The 15,421-nt window shown below is 67.4% G+C and carries 14 protein-coding genes; 4 read left to right on the forward strand and 10 right to left on the reverse strand.

What is annotated here, in order from left to right:
• The first annotated feature begins 222 nt into the window (after positions 1-222).
• Positions 223-1,347: an LCP family glycopolymer transferase gene (locus DMP23_RS28970; protein ID WP_037816404.1), complete on the forward strand. Its 1,125-nt coding sequence runs from the start codon at positions 223-225 to the stop codon at positions 1,345-1,347.
• Positions 1,348-1,445: 98 nt separating this feature from the next.
• Positions 1,446-2,150, forward strand: a complete 705-nt coding sequence (locus DMP23_RS28975; RefSeq protein WP_134733790.1) for a TIGR03089 family protein — start codon at positions 1,446-1,448, stop codon at positions 2,148-2,150.
• Between the two features lie 43 nt (positions 2,151-2,193).
• Here DMP23_RS28975 and DMP23_RS28980 read toward each other — a convergent pair whose 3' ends face one another.
• Entirely contained in the window at positions 2,194-2,622 is a 429-nt protein-coding gene (locus DMP23_RS28980; protein WP_037815987.1) for a DoxX family protein, read from the reverse strand.
• Positions 2,623-2,906: 284 nt separating this feature from the next.
• Between DMP23_RS28980 and DMP23_RS28985 the strand changes: the two genes are divergently transcribed.
• Positions 2,907-4,811 (forward strand): translation factor GTPase family protein, encoded by a 1,905-nt coding sequence (locus tag DMP23_RS28985; RefSeq protein ID WP_337823108.1) that lies wholly within the window; start codon positions 2,907-2,909, stop codon positions 4,809-4,811.
• Here the strand turns inward: DMP23_RS28985 and DMP23_RS28990 are convergent.
• The 7 genes from DMP23_RS28990 to DMP23_RS29020 all read right to left on the reverse strand — a co-directional run bounded on the left by DMP23_RS28990 (position 4,747) and on the right by DMP23_RS29020 (position 11,206).
• Entirely contained in the window at positions 4,747-5,169 is a 423-nt protein-coding gene (locus tag DMP23_RS28990; protein WP_134668777.1) for a hypothetical protein, read from the reverse strand. The genes DMP23_RS28985 and DMP23_RS28990 overlap by 65 nt on opposite strands.
• 84 nt (positions 5,170-5,253) lie before the next feature.
• A complete protein-coding gene (locus tag DMP23_RS28995; protein ID WP_337823109.1) occupies positions 5,254-6,183 on the reverse strand; it encodes an esterase/lipase family protein in 930 nt (309 codons plus the stop codon).
• A 75-nt stretch (positions 6,184-6,258) separates the two neighbouring features.
• Entirely contained in the window at positions 6,259-6,993 is a 735-nt protein-coding gene (locus DMP23_RS29000) for an ESX secretion-associated protein EspG (protein ID WP_275295375.1), read from the reverse strand.
• Positions 6,994-7,001: 8 nt separating this feature from the next.
• Complete coding sequence (locus DMP23_RS29005; RefSeq protein ID WP_275295376.1) at positions 7,002-8,459, reverse strand: hypothetical protein; 1,458 nt, start codon at positions 8,457-8,459, stop codon at positions 7,002-7,004.
• Between the two features lie 3 nt (positions 8,460-8,462).
• Complete coding sequence (locus tag DMP23_RS29010) at positions 8,463-9,104, reverse strand: DUF3558 domain-containing protein (RefSeq protein ID WP_275295377.1); 642 nt, start codon at positions 9,102-9,104, stop codon at positions 8,463-8,465.
• Positions 9,101-9,574 (reverse strand): hypothetical protein, encoded by a 474-nt coding sequence (locus tag DMP23_RS29015; protein ID WP_037815995.1) that lies wholly within the window; start codon positions 9,572-9,574, stop codon positions 9,101-9,103. The genes DMP23_RS29010 and DMP23_RS29015 overlap by 4 nt, the downstream gene beginning before the upstream one ends.
• A 474-nt stretch (positions 9,575-10,048) precedes the next feature.
• Positions 10,049-11,206 carry an acyl-CoA dehydrogenase family protein gene (locus DMP23_RS29020; RefSeq protein ID WP_106961293.1) on the reverse strand — a complete coding sequence of 386 codons (1,158 nt, stop codon included), beginning with the start codon at positions 11,204-11,206 and terminating at the stop codon, positions 10,049-10,051.
• Between the two features lie 119 nt (positions 11,207-11,325).
• Between DMP23_RS29020 and DMP23_RS29025 the strand changes: the two genes are divergently transcribed.
• The gene (locus DMP23_RS29025; protein ID WP_238608547.1) at positions 11,326-12,999 is read left to right on the forward strand and encodes a class I adenylate-forming enzyme family protein; all 1,674 of its coding nucleotides are present in this window, start codon (positions 11,326-11,328) and stop codon (positions 12,997-12,999) included.
• 53 nt (positions 13,000-13,052) lie between these two features.
• Here DMP23_RS29025 and purE read toward each other — a convergent pair whose 3' ends face one another.
• Together purE and DMP23_RS29035 are read right to left on the reverse strand one after the other, a co-directional pair.
• On the reverse strand, positions 13,053-13,550 hold the full coding sequence (purE, locus tag DMP23_RS29030) for a 5-(carboxyamino)imidazole ribonucleotide mutase (RefSeq protein WP_134668765.1): 498 nt from the start codon (positions 13,548-13,550) through the stop codon (positions 13,053-13,055).
• 11 nt (positions 13,551-13,561) lie between these two features.
• The gene (locus DMP23_RS29035; protein ID WP_037815999.1) at positions 13,562-14,746 is read right to left on the reverse strand and encodes a 5-(carboxyamino)imidazole ribonucleotide synthase; all 1,185 of its coding nucleotides are present in this window, start codon (positions 14,744-14,746) and stop codon (positions 13,562-13,564) included.
• Positions 14,747-15,421 lie beyond the last annotated feature (675 nt).

Here is a 15,421-nt window from a genome sequence, read left to right on the forward strand (position 1 = left end):
GCTGCCGAGGAATCCGCGTCCGCTGAGCCCGCTGCCGAAGAGTCTGAGCCCCCCGCCGAAGAGGCAGCCGAGGACACCGCCGCGGACGAAACCGAGCCGGTCGCCGAGGGCGCCGCTGCCGCTTCCGAGTGGAAACCCTCGCCGCACCCGCGCGTCGAACTCCCCCAGCCGTCGAACCCAGCGCCGCCGGAACCGCAGCGCCGCTCGGGCCGGGCCACCCGGATCACCCGTCGCGTCGCGATCGGCCTGGTCTCGCTGCTCGCGCTGAGCGGCACGGGCTACGCATACGTCACCAAGGACAAACTGCAGGACAACGTCGCGACCGCCGACGTCCTCACCCCGCGCGCGGGCGAGCCCCCGGCCCCGCCCGCCGACGACGGCGGCACGGACATCCTGCTCGTCGGCAGCGACGCGCGCACCGACCAGCAGGGCAACCCGCTGCCGCCCAGCATGCTGAAGTCGTTGCGCACCGAGGACAAGGCCGGCATCAACACCGACACCGTCATCCTGCTGCGGATCCCGAAGAACGGCGGCAAGGCGTCCGCGGTGTCGATCCCGCGCGACAGCTGGGTCGACGTGCCCGGCCGCGGCAAGGCGAAGATCAACTCCGCGTACGGCGTCGCCAAGGCGCACGCCGAACAGGAGGAACGCGCGCAGGGCGAGCGCGACCAGGCGAAGATCGCCCGCGATTCGGACGCCGCCGGGCGGCGGGCGCTGGTGCAGACCGTGCAGGACCTCACCCAAGCGCGCATCGACCACTACGCCGAGATCAACCTGCTCGGGTTTTACCTGATCACCGAGGCCGTCGGCGGCGTGCCGGTGTGCCTCAACCACGCGACCTCGGACAAGGACTCCGGCGCGAACTTCCGCCGCGGCGTGCAGACGGTGAGCGGCGGCGAGGCGCTGTCCTTCGTGCGCCAGCGCAAGAACCTGCCGAACGGCGACCTCGACCGGATCAAGCGGCAGCAGGCGTTCCTGTCCTCGGCGCTGCGCAAGGTGCTGTCCGCGGGCACGCTCGCCAATCCGGGCACGCTGAACAGCCTGATGGACGCGGTGCACCGGTCGTTCGTCCTCGACGACAGCCTCGACGTGCTCGAGTTCGCCCAGCAGGTCAAGGGCATCGCGTCCGGCGACCTGACCTTCGCGACGATCCCGGTCATCACCACGAACGGCCGCAGCGAGGACGGGCAGAGCATCGTCGAGGTCGATCCGGCGGCGGTGCGGAAGTTCGTCGCGGGACTGGCCGGACGCACCAGCACCGGCGGCACCGGGGGCGGTGGTGCGGCGGCCGGTGCGGTTTCGCAGAGCCTCGACTCCGGAATCCCGGGCGTGCCCTGCGTCGACTGACGCCGCGACTAGCCTGAAGACATGAGCGAGCTTGCGAGCGAATCATCCAACACTGCGCCTTCGGCTCATGCCGCGCCGAGCGCTAGCGAGGCGGGCGCATGAGCCTCACCGAGCAGCTGCTGCGGCCGCTTCTGTCCTCGCCGGCGAAACCGCTGATCACGCACTACGACGACCGGGTCGGCAGCCGGGTCGAGCTGTCCGTGGCGACGATGCAGAACTGGGCCGCGAAAACGGCGAACTGGCTGGTCGACGAGTTCGACGTGGAGCAGGGCGACGCCGTCGCGGTGCGGCTGCCCGCGCACTGGCAGACCGCGGGCGTGCTGCTCGGCGCGTGGTGGTGCGGAGCCCGCGTGGTCGCGGAACCCGACGGCGCGCGGGTCGTGTTCACCACCCCGGACGAGGAGATCGACGCCCCGGCCGTCGCGATCGTGTCGCTCGACCCGATGGGCCGCGGCCTGTCGACCCCGCCGTCCGGCGGAGCGCTCGACTACCTCAGCGAGGCCCGGATGTCCGGCGACCAGTTCTTCCCGGCGCAGCCGACGCCCGGCGACACCCCCGCGCTCGGTTCCTCCACAGTGGACGAAGTGTGGGCGGAAGCCACTGCGCGCGCGGCAACACTCGGCCTGACCGCGGCAGACCGAGTGTTGTCCACGATGGACTGGACGGTGCCGGACGGCGTACTCGACGGCCTGCTCGTTCCGCTCGCCGCCAGCGCGCACCTGGTCCAGGTGACGAACGCCGACCCGGCGAAACTGTCCGCCCGCCGCGAGGCCGAACGCACCACCGCCGACCTGCCCTCGTGAGCGCTGGCGCCGGTTCTAACCGGCACCAGCACTCACGACGCGCTCAGGCGCTCTGCAGCTCGTGCGCCCCTTCGCGGCGACGCCGGAACAGCACGTGGTCCAGGGACAGCCGTCCGCCGTTGAAGCCCAGCGCCAGCGCGGTGAGGCCGAGCACCAGCACCAGTTCGTAGCCGCCTTCGCCGGTGAGACCGTGCGCCGCGTGCACCGAGATCAGCGCGCCGGCCATGTTGATCGCGTAGCCGATGGCGACCACCGGCAGCAGGAAGCCGACGACGAACGCGATCGAGCCGAGCAGTTCGAGCACGATCACGAGGAACGCGGAGACGCTCGGCAGCGGGATGCCGATCTGGCTGAACATGTCGGCGGTCGCCCCGACGCCGCTGTCCCATTTCTGCAGGCCGTGGGCGAAGAACACCACCGCGATGCCGATCCGGCCGAGCAGCAGCGCGACGTCCTTGACTCGAGTCAACATGGAGACAGCTCCCGATAGGTGAAAATTCAACTGACCAGGCCCACGGTAGGGCACTGAACACCGCCGCGGGGGTGTCAGCCAGTGATCGACAGGAAACCGACAGGCACCGAAAACTCGCTGTACACCGCGTCACGCCCGGCGCTACCGTGCCGATAACCGCGGGTGTGTGCTGCTCGCGGCCGTGTTGTTCGCTGTTGTTCGCCACCTGCGAGGAGTCCCGATGCGCCGACAGTCCGATCGACCCCAGTTCGGCCTGTCTCCCGCAGCTGAGGACTTCCGCACGCATGAAAACACTGACCATCGGCATCCTGGCGCACATCGACGCAGGTAAAACCAGCCTCACCGAACGTCTGCTGTTCGAGACCGGCGTGATCGACCACGCCGGCCGCGTCGACGACGGCGACACCCAGACCGATTCGCTCGACCTCGAACGCAGGCGCGGCATCACCATCAAGTCCGCCGTCGTGGCGGTCAGCACGCCTGGCCACCGGCTCAGCCTCGTGGACACCCCCGGCCACCCCGATTTCATCGCGGAGGACGAACGCGCCGTCGGCGTGCTCGACGGCGCGGTGCTCGTGGTGTCCGCGGTGGAAGGAGTGCAAGCCCAGACCCGCGTGCTGATGCGCACGCTCGTCCGGCTCGGCATTCCGGTGCTGGTATTCGTGAACAAGATCGACCGCACCGGCGCGCGGGAAACGTCGCTACTGGAATCCTTGCGTACCAAGCTTTCCCCGCGATGTGTCGCAATGAGCACGGTAAAAGAACTCGGCACCGCTGACGCACACCCAGTGCCGCTGCCCTTCGACGAACGGCTCGCCGACGCTCTCGCCGGAGACGACGTCTTCCTTGAGTCCTATGTAGCCGGTACAGCGTCTCCTGTGGACTACCGAAAAGCATTGGTGCGCCAGGTATCCGCCGCCTCGGTGTATCCAGTCTTCTTCGGCTCCGCAGCCACCGGCGCTGGCGTCGCCGACCTCATCGCCGGGGTTTACGAATTGCTGCCATCTCGCGAACGCCGCGGCGACGGACCGCTCGACGCCACCGTCTTCAAAATCGAACGCGGCCGCTCGGGCGAGAAAATCGCTTACGTGCGAATGTTTTCCGGCAACCTGGCAGCACGCCGACCGGTACCCTTCCGCCGCGTAGGTGCGGAAGGCGTCGGCCGCCCGTCCGCAGTACGAGTGTTCGAGCACGGCGCGACGCCCGTGTCCGGCGAGGCGCTGGCCGGAGATGTCGCACGTGTCTGGGGCTTGCCGGAGATCCGGATCGGCGACCGATTAGGCGACAACGCCGACCTGTCTCAGGACCGGTTCTTCGCCCCGCCGAGCCTGGAAACGCTGGTTTATCCAGTCGATCCAGACCAGACCAGTGCGCTGTACACCGCGCTGACCCGACTGTCTGAACAGGACCCGTTGATCAGCATCCGCCGACAGGACCAGGAAATCACCGTCCGCCTGTACGGCGAGGTGCAGAAGGAAGTCATCCGGACGACCCTTGCCGAAGAGTTCGACATCGCCGCCGAATTCGAGGAGTCGCGACCGCTGCTGGTCGAACGTCTACATGGGACTGGGCATCGCGTACGTCGCCCGGCCCCGGACGAGCGCGTGTTCTTCTGGGCAACCGTCGGACTCCGCGTCGAACCCGGCCCGCCCGGCTCCGGTACCGACTACCGGCTGGAAGTCGAACTGGGCTCGCTGCCGCTTTCCTTCCACACGGCCATTGAGGACACCGTCCATGAGGTCCTGCACGAGGGTTTGCACGGCCGGGAAGTGATCGACTGCGTGGTCACCCTCACCGACACCGCGTTCTACCCACCAGCAAGCACCGCCGGCGATTTCCGCGGCATGACACGGTTGGTTCTGCAGGAGGCCCTTCGCCAAGCCGGAACCCGTGTGTACGAACCAGTCCACGCGTTCGAACTGGAGGCTCCGGCTTCCGCGATCAGCGCCGTACTGCGCAAGCTAATCGAGCTACGCGCCGTCCCCGGCGAACCAGTGATCACCGGCGATCGGTGCACTGTGGACGGTCATCTCCCCGCCGTCTCAGCGCAGGAACTGGAACAAGCACTGCCCGCGCTCACCCAAGGCGAGGGCACGTTGGTCACCAGTTTCGCCGAGTACCGGCTCAAGCCGGGTGGCGGCGGGCCAGGTCGAGTTCCGTCCAGCCGCCGTGGGCGGACAACAGCGTGAGAACGCGCTCCGCGAGGGCCGAAAACCGGCGCAGGTCCTCGTGGAGCGCCTTCGCACGGGTGGAGTCGAGCGGGGCGTGGTCGTCCCACCAGAGGCAGATGACCGCGCTCGCGCACAGCACGAGCGGCTGAACGATGTCCGTGAACTCCGCGGACGGCTCGGCCGTTTCCCGGCACGTGCTCTCGATTTCGTCGCACGCGTCGAGCAGTTCGCGCAACGGACCCACCGCGCCGGACGGGGTGCCATCCCACGACGCGGTGGGCCACGCGCGGTCGCTCAGCTCGAGCCAGAGCCGCCATCCAGCGACCAGCTCGGCCTCGTCGTGCGGCGTCCAGGTGTCGGGGAGCAGCCAGAACATGTCACCGACTGTGACACCGGAGCCGGAGTCCGCACAACCAGGTCGGCGAAAGTGTTCGCGTTTATACCCCGGCGCGGGGGTATCTCAGCTGATCACCGGGGGCACGAACACGCAGTTGGGCTTTTTCGCGTGCTGCGGGTCGAGCGCGTTGAGCACCTCGCGCTGCGCGATCGGGTCGTAGGTGATGCCGAGGTGGTCGGTGTAGTCGAGCCCGCAGACGTCCTGGAGGACGAGGTTTTTCACGTTGGGCGCGGGCTTGAGGAACGCGTTGGTGTACGGGGTGACAACGTCGTCATACTTGGTCTGGATCACGGTGTAGTCGACGCCCGGAACTGTGTCGCCGCCGGCGTTGAGATCTTTGAGGAACGCCGACCCGGTCGACTGCTCATTGCAAGCCGCACAAGCCACGCCGACGAGATCGCGCGCGGGCGGGATCGCCTGGATCGCGGTGAGCAGGCCGAACAGGCTGGTGCCGTAGTTGGACGGAGACAGCCCGATCAGCTTGCCGATCTTGCTCGCGCCGCCGAGGTACTTGATCCAGTAGCGCGGGTTCATCCCGCCCTGCGAATGCCCGACGACGTCGAGCTTCGAGGCCCCCGTGGCCTGGAGAATCTTGTCCCCGAAGGTCGCGAGCTGGCCGGCTGTCCCCGCCACCGGACCCACCGTCTGCAGGAACGCCCCCGGCGACCCGCCGAAGTTCCCCGCGAACACGCAGTACCCCTCATCGGCGAGCCGCTGGGAAAGGTTCGCCCAGTTCTCGTACGCGTTGGCCGTGGTGCCGTTGGACAGCAGCACCGGGTTCGGATGCTCCGCGGAAGGTTTGCAGTTCCAGTCGTTGGCCCCCGGCGGCGCGATCGTCGGCTGCCCGGCCGAGTAGATCGCCGCGGCGATGATGTTCGGCTGCACCGGACCGGTCGGTTCTTTCCCGGTCGCTGCCACCGCGGTGCCCCCGCCGAGCGCGACCACCGCCGCTGCCAGGAGGACCATGCCCCGTCCGAACGCGCGTACGCCCATTCCGTTTCACCTCTCTGTGAACCCGACGCTTTGGTTAACGCGGAACACGAGAAAGGGAAACGCGGTTACTAGTTTTTATCGCAAACTGACGAGTGCCCGGTTCACCGCATCGATCAAGGAGGCCCGATTTCCCGGGTAGACGCTAATCTGCGCCTCGCCACCGTTGGTGGTCTGGAAGCTCAACACCCGCCCGCGCCCACTGAGATCAAGCACCGAGAGCGGCGAGCTGTACCTCCGCTCGCCTCGCCCATCGCGGACCGCGGCATGCAACTGATGCACCGCGTCGCGCGGCGCCCGCATCAGATACCGCAACTCGTCCGCCTCGCCACCCTCCTCAGCCAACGGGTCCGCCCCGCCGTTGTCGTAGTACTCCCGGCTGACCCGCATCGCCCGCACGGAGGCCGGCGGACATTCCGGCATCGCCATGACCAAACAAGCCGCCAACTCGTCCGGCGACACCGGATCCAGCTGAACGAACTCCGAGTCGGTAATCAACCGAACGGCGTCGGGTTTGGTCGCCGCGACGAGAATCGCCCCGTTGTCCTCCTGATGGGTGCCGAAGTCAGTCCACCCGTACACCTCATGCCGCGCCGTCGCGAGCAGCTTGAGCGTGCCTCGCAACGCATCCGCCGTCCCGCCAAGGTCTTCGAGAAGCCCGCGCGTCCGCTTCGCCCGCTCGGCCGCGCCTTCCTCGGTGAGATACATCGGGGTGTCCTCAACCACCACCGGCGCTTTCCCGAGGTTTTCCTCGTGCCACAGCGCCAAAAACACCGACCGCGGCATCCGCAGCGGTCTGTCGATGATCGTCATCGAGCCCCTCAACCACCAATCGTCGGAGGCGTAGGAGGCAGCCCGGTCCGGGGGTCGAGGGTCCGCTCGCCGTTCTCGTCAACGAGCGAGAAGGCCGAGTCGTCGTCGATTCCGTACTTGCGTTGGTGTTCCTTGTCTTCCTCGCCTTTGCCTTTTCCTGCGCCGGCCATGCCACCCATTCCGGGTGCGCCCTTGGCTCCAGCCGCGCCCTTGCCCGCCGCTCCGGCCCCTCCGCGGACCGCACCTTCTTCACCCGCGCCGACCCCGGCTCCGGCTCCTACGCCTGTGCCTGTGCCCGCACCCGCACCGCCGCCAAGCCGAGCCGCGATCCCGCCACTGCGCCCCGCGGTTTCGCCTGCTCCACCGAACGGCCCAAACCCACCCGGCGTCCAGGTACTACCGCCGCTGTTGCCTGTGCCGGTGCTGTTGCCGGTGCCGTTGCCCCAGGAAGTCGGCGTCGACGGAGTCCAGTTCGACCCACCACCCCGATCAACCGACGGCGGAGTCCACCCAGCCGTCGAAGTCCCATCACCATCCCCCGGCCGATACCCCGGCGGCACCGTGACACCTCCCGGCGGGTACGACACCCCACCGGGTCCGCCAGTAACCCCAGACCCACTACCCCCAGGCCCGCTGGTTCCCGGCCCACCGGTTCCCGGGCCGCTGGTCCCTGGCCCGCTGGTTCCTGGCCCATTCCCGGGCCCGCCAACGGCCCCCGGCCCCCTCCCAGGCCCACCAGAATCCTGCCCGCCTTTTCGATAGACCTTCTCGTGCGACCCGGTCTTGCCCTTGCCGCGATCTTCCCCGGAGTCGATCTTGAGATTCTGCCCGTCGAACCCGGAAACCTGACCGTAATTGCTATTCAACCCCTGACCATTGGTCTTAGCCTGGTCAGCGTACTTCTGATACCGCTCGACATTGTGATTGGCAGCAGCGTTGTACTCGTTGATCTGCTTCTCGGTATCAGTGTCCCAGGGAGTCCCCTGGTCCCAAAGATTCTTGTGCGGAGGCGTGGGAGGCATCGCCTGCAACGCGATCTTCATGTCGTTGTAGCCGTGCGTGGTGTCGACCAACTTCTGCCCATTGACCACGTACGCCTGCGCAGAAGTAGAAGAAGCATCCGACAACGGCCTCAACCGAGCCCGAGCCGCGTCCGCACCGTCGCCGGTCCAGACAGATTCCAGCATGGTGGTGATCTGCTGTGCGTCGTCGCTGTTCTGGTTGTGCTCCTGGATCATCTTCTGAACCATGGAACTACCACTGTCCCACGACGACGTTCCGGGCCCTTGCTGAACCTGCTGCACAATCGCCGGCGCCGGAAGAGCTTGATCACCGAGGTTCCCGTGGTAGAAGTCGGAAAACCAGTTCCCAGCGTCCTTGAGCCGATCGTTGACCCAGTCATCCGCGTCACTGATCCGGTCGCCAATCCACTGGGCGCTCTCGCCGATGAAGTCGAAGAACCCCATCGGTCACTCACCCGCCTTCTTCTTCAGATTGGTGACCACCATGTCCGCAACGACCGCCGCCGCATCACACGGATCCGTCTTGCCGATCTGCGAATAGCCAAGCGTGACTGATGCATCAATTGTTTTCTGGTCACTAATACCAACAGTCACTTGACAGAAAGAATTTTTCCCTGCCTGCTGCTGATAAACCGAAGAAGCTACAGCTGGAAGGCCTTGAATAGGGGACAACGGGCGCCATAACTTCGACTGTGGCTTCGTGTTCGCATATACCGCGCTTAACCCATCTGCCACCTTGGTCGTATAGAGCACCGTAGCCAATGAGCCGGCATCCTTGTTCGACCAATGACACTCTGCCCCGAGTGCTGGGTTGTCGGCATGTTCACCCTGCGTCGGCTTCCCGAGAAGAGTGTTCACCTGCTCCGAAGTAAGCGCACCGTCACACGGATGCACGGACAACACCGACTCCGGCAATGGATGCTCCACCTTCGGAGCACCCGCATACGGCAACGTCTTGCCCGCTGCGGAAGATGACGGGGGAGCATTCGTCGCGCCAGGAGAAGTACTTGGCGTCGAACCGCCGGAGCACCCCGCCAGCAATACAGCCGTCGCGACGCTGACAACCGAGACCGAGAACCGCATCCTCATCCAAGTAGCCCCTTGCCCTGCTCGGTCTCTCCGACAGCCTTCACGTCCGCAGCTGCATGGCTGTCCGATTCGCTGACGATGCCCAATGCCTTCTCCAGGCGGCCAATCAACTCCACCATGTACTGGTCCATGGCATTCAGCGAGTCCCTGCCCGCTGAGAAAGTGGTGACCGCCTGCTGGTTGAATCCCACGCTTCCCGGGTCCGGCGAGGGCGGAGTGAGCCTGGCCAGCGCTTGCGCATCCGCCTGCATCTTCGCCACGTTTTCCCTGAGCCTCTTCGCCCGCTCGAGGAGCGAACGAGCCTCATCCGGACTCAGGGTGAATCCGGCACCTGCCTTCGTGGCAGATGCCACCGCGGCAGCGTCCGACACCCCCTGAGCGACGTTCATCGCAGTGCCCACGACGGTGATCGGCAGCCCGGTCAGCCACCCGGTCGTTTCTATCGCTTTCCCCAGGCCGTCCTCAGCCATGCCTGCCCCTCCCGTGCCCGTGCACCGCCTCTTGACCAGGCAACCAGTCAGAGGCCCCTCCGGATGCCACTGTAACCAACTGCTCACACCGGGGTGCCGGAAACAGGCAAACTCACCCCACTGTGCGCTACGCCGAGCAGCCCAAACCGCTGCGTGCCACCAGCTACGCAAGCCACGGTTAGGTGCTCGCCTTCCGCTTCAGGTTGGCGATAACCATGTCTGCGACCGTTGCTGCGGCATCACACGGATCCTGCCTGCCGACCCTTGAGGCTCCTAGACCAACCGATACATCGACCGTGTACTTATCGGTGCAACTGCGGTCAAGCTTGCGAACCGCACCTTCGTACGACAGTCTCTCCCCTGCGGACACGGCCTCCCCGACGAGACAGTAGCCAAGTCACGGCAGGTTCGGACACGAAAAGAGCCCCACCACCCGATCCGGGCAGTGGGGCTCTTCGACGGAGTGCCGAGAACTCAGCCCTTCAGCAGGGCCCGCGCCATGACGACCTTTTGGATTTGGTTCGTGCCTTCATAAATCTGCGTGATCTTCGCGTCGCGCATCATCCGTTCCACCGGGAAGTCACGCGTGTAGCCTGCGCCGCCGAACAGCTGCACCGCGTCCGTCGTCACTGACATTGCCACGTCGGATGCGTACGCCTTTGCTGCCGATGCCGTGAAGCCAGCGCGTTTGTCGCCTCGTTCGGAGGAGGCTGCGGAGGCGTACACGAGGTGGCGGGCGGCTTCGATTTTCGTTCCCATATCGGCCAGCATGAACTGGATTCCTTGGAAATCTGCGATTGCCTTGCCGAACTGCTTGCGTTCCTTGACGTACGCGACGGCGGCGTCCAGGGCTCCTTGGGCGATTCCCAGGGCTTGTGCGCCGATCGTCGGGCGGGTGTGGTCTAGGGTGCGCAGGGCGGTTTTCAGGCCGGTGCCCGGTTCTCCGATGATGCGGTCCGCGGGGATGGTGCAGTTTTCGAAGTAGATTTCGCGGGTCGGCGAGCCCTTGATGCCCAGCTTCTTTTCCTTCGGGCCTACCGAGAATCCCGGGTCGTCCTTGTGCACGACGAATGCGGAAATGCCGTTGGCCTTCTTTTCCGCGTTCGGGTCGGTTACGGCCATCACCGTGTACCAGGACGATTCGCCGGCGTTGGTGATCCAGCACTTGGTTCCGTTGAGGACCCAGTGATCGCCGTCCAGGCGGGCGCGGGTGCGCATGGACGCGGTGTCCGAACCGGCCTCTCGTTCGGACAGGGCGTACGACGCTGAGGCTTCACCCGAGGCGATCGACGGCAGGACCAGCTTCTTCAGATCCTCCGAAGCGGACAGGATGATCGGCTGCGTGCCCAGTTTGTTGACCGCCGGGATCAGGGACGCGGACGCATCGACGCGCGCGACTTCCTCGATCACGATGCACGCGCCGATGGCGTCGGCGCCCTGGCCGTCGTATTCCTCGCCGATGTGGACGGCGTTGAAACCCGCCTTGATCAGCGCTTCGTTGGCCTCGACCGGGTAGCGCTCCTGCTCGTCGACCTCCGCCGCGTAGGGCGCGATCTCCTTTTCGGCTAGAGCCCGGACCGCGGCCCGCAGTTCCTCGTGCTCTTCGGCCAGCTGATACAGGCCCTCGGCCACCTTCAGTCACCTCTTCTGCAGCGAAACGGGAGAAAGTCCCTCGATGTTAGCCCGCGTTCACTCCGAACGCGGCAGCTCGCTTCTTGTGTCCTCGGCCTCACCGTTCGTATGGTCAAGCGATGGCTGCCACTGCGTCGACCCCGCCGCCCGGATTGCCCGCTTCCCTTGACTACCCCGAGGTGCCGATCGGTTCGGTACTCGCCGGCGCCGCGACGCGCTACGGCGATCGGGTCGCGTTCGCCATGGACGGCGACCAGCTCACGTTCGCCCAGACCTGGCAGGCCGCCTGCCAGTTCGCGCAAGCACTGCTCGCCCGCGGCATCGGGCGGGGCGACGTGGTCGCCGTGCACCTGCCGAACTGTCTCGCGTATCCGATCGCCTACCACGGCATCCTGCTGGCCGGGGCGACATTCAGTCCGACGAACCCGCTGCTCCCGCCGGACGACCTCGCCTTCCAGCTCACTGACTGCGGGGCCGCCGCGGTCGTGACGTTCGGGCCGGTCTCGGGCACGCTCGCGGCGGTCGCCGACCGGATTCCGGCACGGCACACGATCGTCGTCGCGCCGACCGGCGAGCTCGGCGAGGGGAGCGTCGAGTTCCGCGAGTTCTTCGCTAATCAGCCCGCAACCAGGCCTGACGTGCCGATCGACGTGGACCACGACCTCGCCCATCTCGCCTACACGGGTGGCACGACCGGGCGGTCCAAGGGCGTTGAGCTCACGCATCGCAACGTCGTCACGAATACGCTGCAGCACACTTGCTGGTCGACCGGGTCGGTACCGGCGCTCGACGCGAACGGCGACGTGACGATCGACCAGATCGGCAGCCCGGACGAATGGCCGACCCGGCTTGGCACCGGCACCGGCATCAACCTGACGCCGTGGTTCCACGCGATGGGCGTGATCGCGGGGCTCAACGGGCCGTTGATGGGCGGCGGTACGACGGTGCTGCACGCCCGGTTCGACCCGGCCGCGTACGTCGCGGACGCGGAAAGGCTGCAGGTCACGACGATCGGTGGCGCGCCCGCGCTGTTCGCGGCCCTGCTGGCCACGCCTGCGTTCCACACTGCTGACCTGTCGTCGGTGCGCAACATCGGCTCCGGTGCGGCGCCGATGAGCCACGAGATGATCCGCGCGCTGCATCAGCGGTTCCCTGACGTCGTGATCGCGGAGGGCTACGGGCTGACCGAGGTGACGATGGGTGCGGTGATCTCGCCGAGTTACCGGTCCGGCGTGCGCAAGGTGGGGTCGGTCGGCAGGCCGATCTTCGACACCGAGGTCAAGCTCGTCGCGGACGGCAGCGAGGAGCCGTTGCCACCTGGGCAGGAGGGCGAGGTGTGCTTGCGCGGGCCGCAGGTGATGCGCGGGTACCGGAACCGTCCGGAAGAGACCGCTGCCGCGCTGGTCGACGGATGGCTGCACACCGGCGACATCGGGGTCCTCGACGAGGACGGCTACCTGTCCATTGTGGACCGCAAGAAGGACATGCTGCTGTACAAGGGATACAACGTCTTTCCGCGCGAGCTAGAGGAACTGCTGAGCGCGTCGCCGGGCGTGCTGTCCGCGGCGGTGGTCGGACGGCCGAGTCCGGAGGTCGGCGAACTGCCGGTGGCGTTCGTGGTGCGGAAGCCGGACTCCTCAGTGGACGCCGAGCAGCTGATGGCGGCGGTGAACGAGAAGGTGCTGCCGTACAAACGCCTGCGGGAACTGCACTTCGTGGCGGAGATCCCGGTGTCGGCGGCGGGCAAGGTGCTGAAGCGCGAACTGCGCAAGCAGCTGCCAGACCCGGCCTGAGTCTGCGGGAGTGCGCGGATGCCGGTTCTGGACCGGCATCCGCGTGCCCGGACTTACTTGCCCGCTTTTTCGCGGAGCTTGGCGTCCTTGTCCAAGACGAGCTGCTCCAGGTCCTCCTGGAACTGCGTCAGCTTCGCCTGCAACTGCAGGTCAGCGGCGGCGAGGATCCGGACCGCGAGGAGACCGGCGTTGCGCGCCCCGCCGACGGACACCGTCGCGACAGGGATGCCGGCGGGCATCTGCACGATCGACAGCAGCGAGTCCATGCCGTCCAGGTACTTCAGCGGAACCGGTACGCCGATCACCGGCAGCACGGTCGCCGACGCGACCATGCCCGGCAGGTGCGCGGCACCGCCCGCACCCGCGATGATCACGCGGATGCCCCGGTCGGCCGCGGACTTCGCGTAGTCCAGCATCCGCTGCGGGGTGCGGTGCGCCGAGTAGACGCCGACCTCGTACTCGACGCCGAACTCGTCCAGCGCTTGTCCCGCGGCCTCCATCACCGGCCAGTCGGAGTCGCTGCCCATGATCACGCCCACCTGCGGCGCCATTGTGTTCCCCTTCAGTGGATCTCGTAGCCGTCGAGCCAGACGGCGTGGGACAGCCAGTGCGCGGACAGCAGCGCGCGATTGCGCAGGTCGTCCATGCGGTCGCCGATGAAGTTGACGTGCCCGAGCTTGCGGCCGGGCCGGTCCTGCTTGCCGTAGAGGTGGATTTTCACCTCGGGGAAGCGCGCGAACAGGTGGTGCACGCGCTCGTCGGGGCTCATCTGCGGCGAGACGTCCGCGCCGAGCACGTTCGCCATCACGCACGCCGGCGCGATCAGGTCGGTGCGGCCGAGCGGGTAGTCCAGGACGCCGCGCAGATGCTGCTCGAACTGCGACGTGCGCGAACCGTCCATGGTCCAGTGGCCGGAGTTGTGCGGGCGCATCGCCAGCTCGTTGACCAGCAGGCCGGTCTCGGTCTCGAACAGCTCGACCGCGAGCAGCCCGGTGACGTCGAGCGTCGACGCGATGCGCAGGGCCAGCTCCTGCGCCTCGTGCACGCGCGACTCGGACAGCCCCGGTGCCGGGGCGAGGACCTCGGTGTTGATGCCGTTCGTCTGTACGGTCTCGACGACCGGGTACGCCGCTCCCTGGCCGAACGGGGAACGCGCGACCAGCGCGGACAGCTCGCGCTTCATCGCGACCTTTTCCTCGACCAGCAGCTCGGTGCCGGCCTCGAGGAGTTCGGGAACGGTCTCGCGGGCCTGCTGTGCGGTGTCGAGCATCCAGACGCCCCGGCCGTCGTACCCGCCGCGCGACGCCTTCAGCACCACCGGCCAGCTGTGCTCGCCGCCGAACGCGACCACATCGTCCACAGTGGACACTTCGGCGAAGGCGGGGCCCGGCACGCCCAGGCCGGCCATCATTTCGCGCATCACGAGCTTGTTCTGCGCGAACCCGAGCGCGGTCGGCGCGGGGCGCACGACGAAGCCCTCGGTGGCGAGGGTGAGCAGGTGCTCGCCGGGCACGTGCTCGTGGTCGAAGGTGACCACGTCGACCTGGCGGGCGAAGTCGACGAGCGCGTCGAGGTCGGTGTGGTGGCCGATGACGACGTCGCTCGCGACGAGGGCCGCCGCGTCGCCCTCGTCGGCCGCCAGCACCTTCAGCGACTGGCCGAGGGAAATCGCCGCCTGCTGCGTCATGCGGGCGAGCTGCCCGCCGCCCACCATGCCGACGATGGGAAGACCGGTTCGTTTGTCCATAACGCAGCCCAGGTTACTGGGCGAGAAGTGGCGGACCACGGGCGACCTGCGGCGGAGGGGGTTGCGGGTGGGGTGTGGTTGGGCTCGGGCGGCGGGGGTGCGGGTTCGCGGCGGGAACTGGCTGCGGCGAGCGGGCCAAGGCTGCGGCCAGTTGGGCCGGGACGGCGGGAGGGTTGCGGGAACCGGCTCCCGCGGGCAGCCAAGGCGGCGGGCGGCTAGGCCGGGGCGGCGGGGGTTATGGGCTGGCGGCGGGAACTGGCTGCGGCTGGCTGGCCAAGGCGGCAGCAGGTGGAGTGCGGTTGGGCCGCGACGGCGAGCGATGCGGGTTTGTGGCGGGAAGGCGAAGGCAGCAGCGGGCAGGGTGCAGTTAGGCCGTGGCTGCGGGGGCGCGGGCCGGTGGCGGGAACCGGCTGCGGCAAGAAGGCCAAGGCAGCAGAGGGCGGGGTGCGGTTGGCCGGGAGGGGTTGCGGTTTGACGCCGGAAAACGACTGCGGCGGGAGGGTGAAGGCGACCGCACGCGGCTTCGGTTGGGCCGAGACGGCGAGGGTTCGCGGACAGGCGGCGGGAACCGGCTGGCGCAGGCAGGCCAGGGCGGCTGCAGGCGGGGTGCGGTTAGGCCGAGACGGCGTGCGGTGCGGGCTGGTGCGGAAACCGGCTGGCGGAGGGGAAGCAGAG

Source organism: Amycolatopsis sp. A1MSW2902, from assembly GCF_017312175.1.
GTDB classification, from domain to species: Bacteria; Actinomycetota; Actinomycetes; order Mycobacteriales; family Pseudonocardiaceae; genus Amycolatopsis; species Amycolatopsis nivea.

Excerpts from the sequence above, each read along its gene's own strand:
- DMP23_RS28975 (WP_134733790.1), top strand. The coding sequence starts at position 1,446 with ATGAGCCTCACCGAGCAGCTGCTGCGGCCGCTTCTGTCCTCGCCGGCG.
- DMP23_RS28980 (WP_037815987.1), bottom strand. The coding sequence starts at position 2,622 with ATGTTGACTCGAGTCAAGGACGTCGCGCTGCTGCTCGGCCGGATCGGC.
- DMP23_RS28985 (WP_337823108.1), top strand. The coding sequence starts at position 2,907 with ATGAAAACACTGACCATCGGCATCCTGGCGCACATCGACGCAGGTAAA.
- DMP23_RS28990 (WP_134668777.1), bottom strand. The coding sequence starts at position 5,169 with ATGTTCTGGCTGCTCCCCGACACCTGGACGCCGCACGACGAGGCCGAG.
- DMP23_RS28995 (WP_337823109.1), bottom strand. The coding sequence starts at position 6,183 with ATGGGCGTACGCGCGTTCGGACGGGGCATGGTCCTCCTGGCAGCGGCG.
- DMP23_RS29000 (WP_275295375.1), bottom strand. The coding sequence starts at position 6,993 with ATGACGATCATCGACAGACCGCTGCGGATGCCGCGGTCGGTGTTTTTG.
- DMP23_RS29005 (WP_275295376.1), bottom strand. The coding sequence starts at position 8,459 with ATGGGGTTCTTCGACTTCATCGGCGAGAGCGCCCAGTGGATTGGCGAC.
- DMP23_RS29010 (WP_275295377.1), bottom strand. The coding sequence starts at position 9,104 with ATGAGGATGCGGTTCTCGGTCTCGGTTGTCAGCGTCGCGACGGCTGTA.
- DMP23_RS29015 (WP_037815995.1), bottom strand. The coding sequence starts at position 9,574 with ATGGCTGAGGACGGCCTGGGGAAAGCGATAGAAACGACCGGGTGGCTG.
- DMP23_RS29025 (WP_238608547.1), top strand. The coding sequence starts at position 11,326 with ATGGCTGCCACTGCGTCGACCCCGCCGCCCGGATTGCCCGCTTCCCTT.
- purE (WP_134668765.1), bottom strand. The coding sequence starts at position 13,550 with ATGGCGCCGCAGGTGGGCGTGATCATGGGCAGCGACTCCGACTGGCCG.
- DMP23_RS29035 (WP_037815999.1), bottom strand. The coding sequence starts at position 14,746 with ATGGACAAACGAACCGGTCTTCCCATCGTCGGCATGGTGGGCGGCGGG.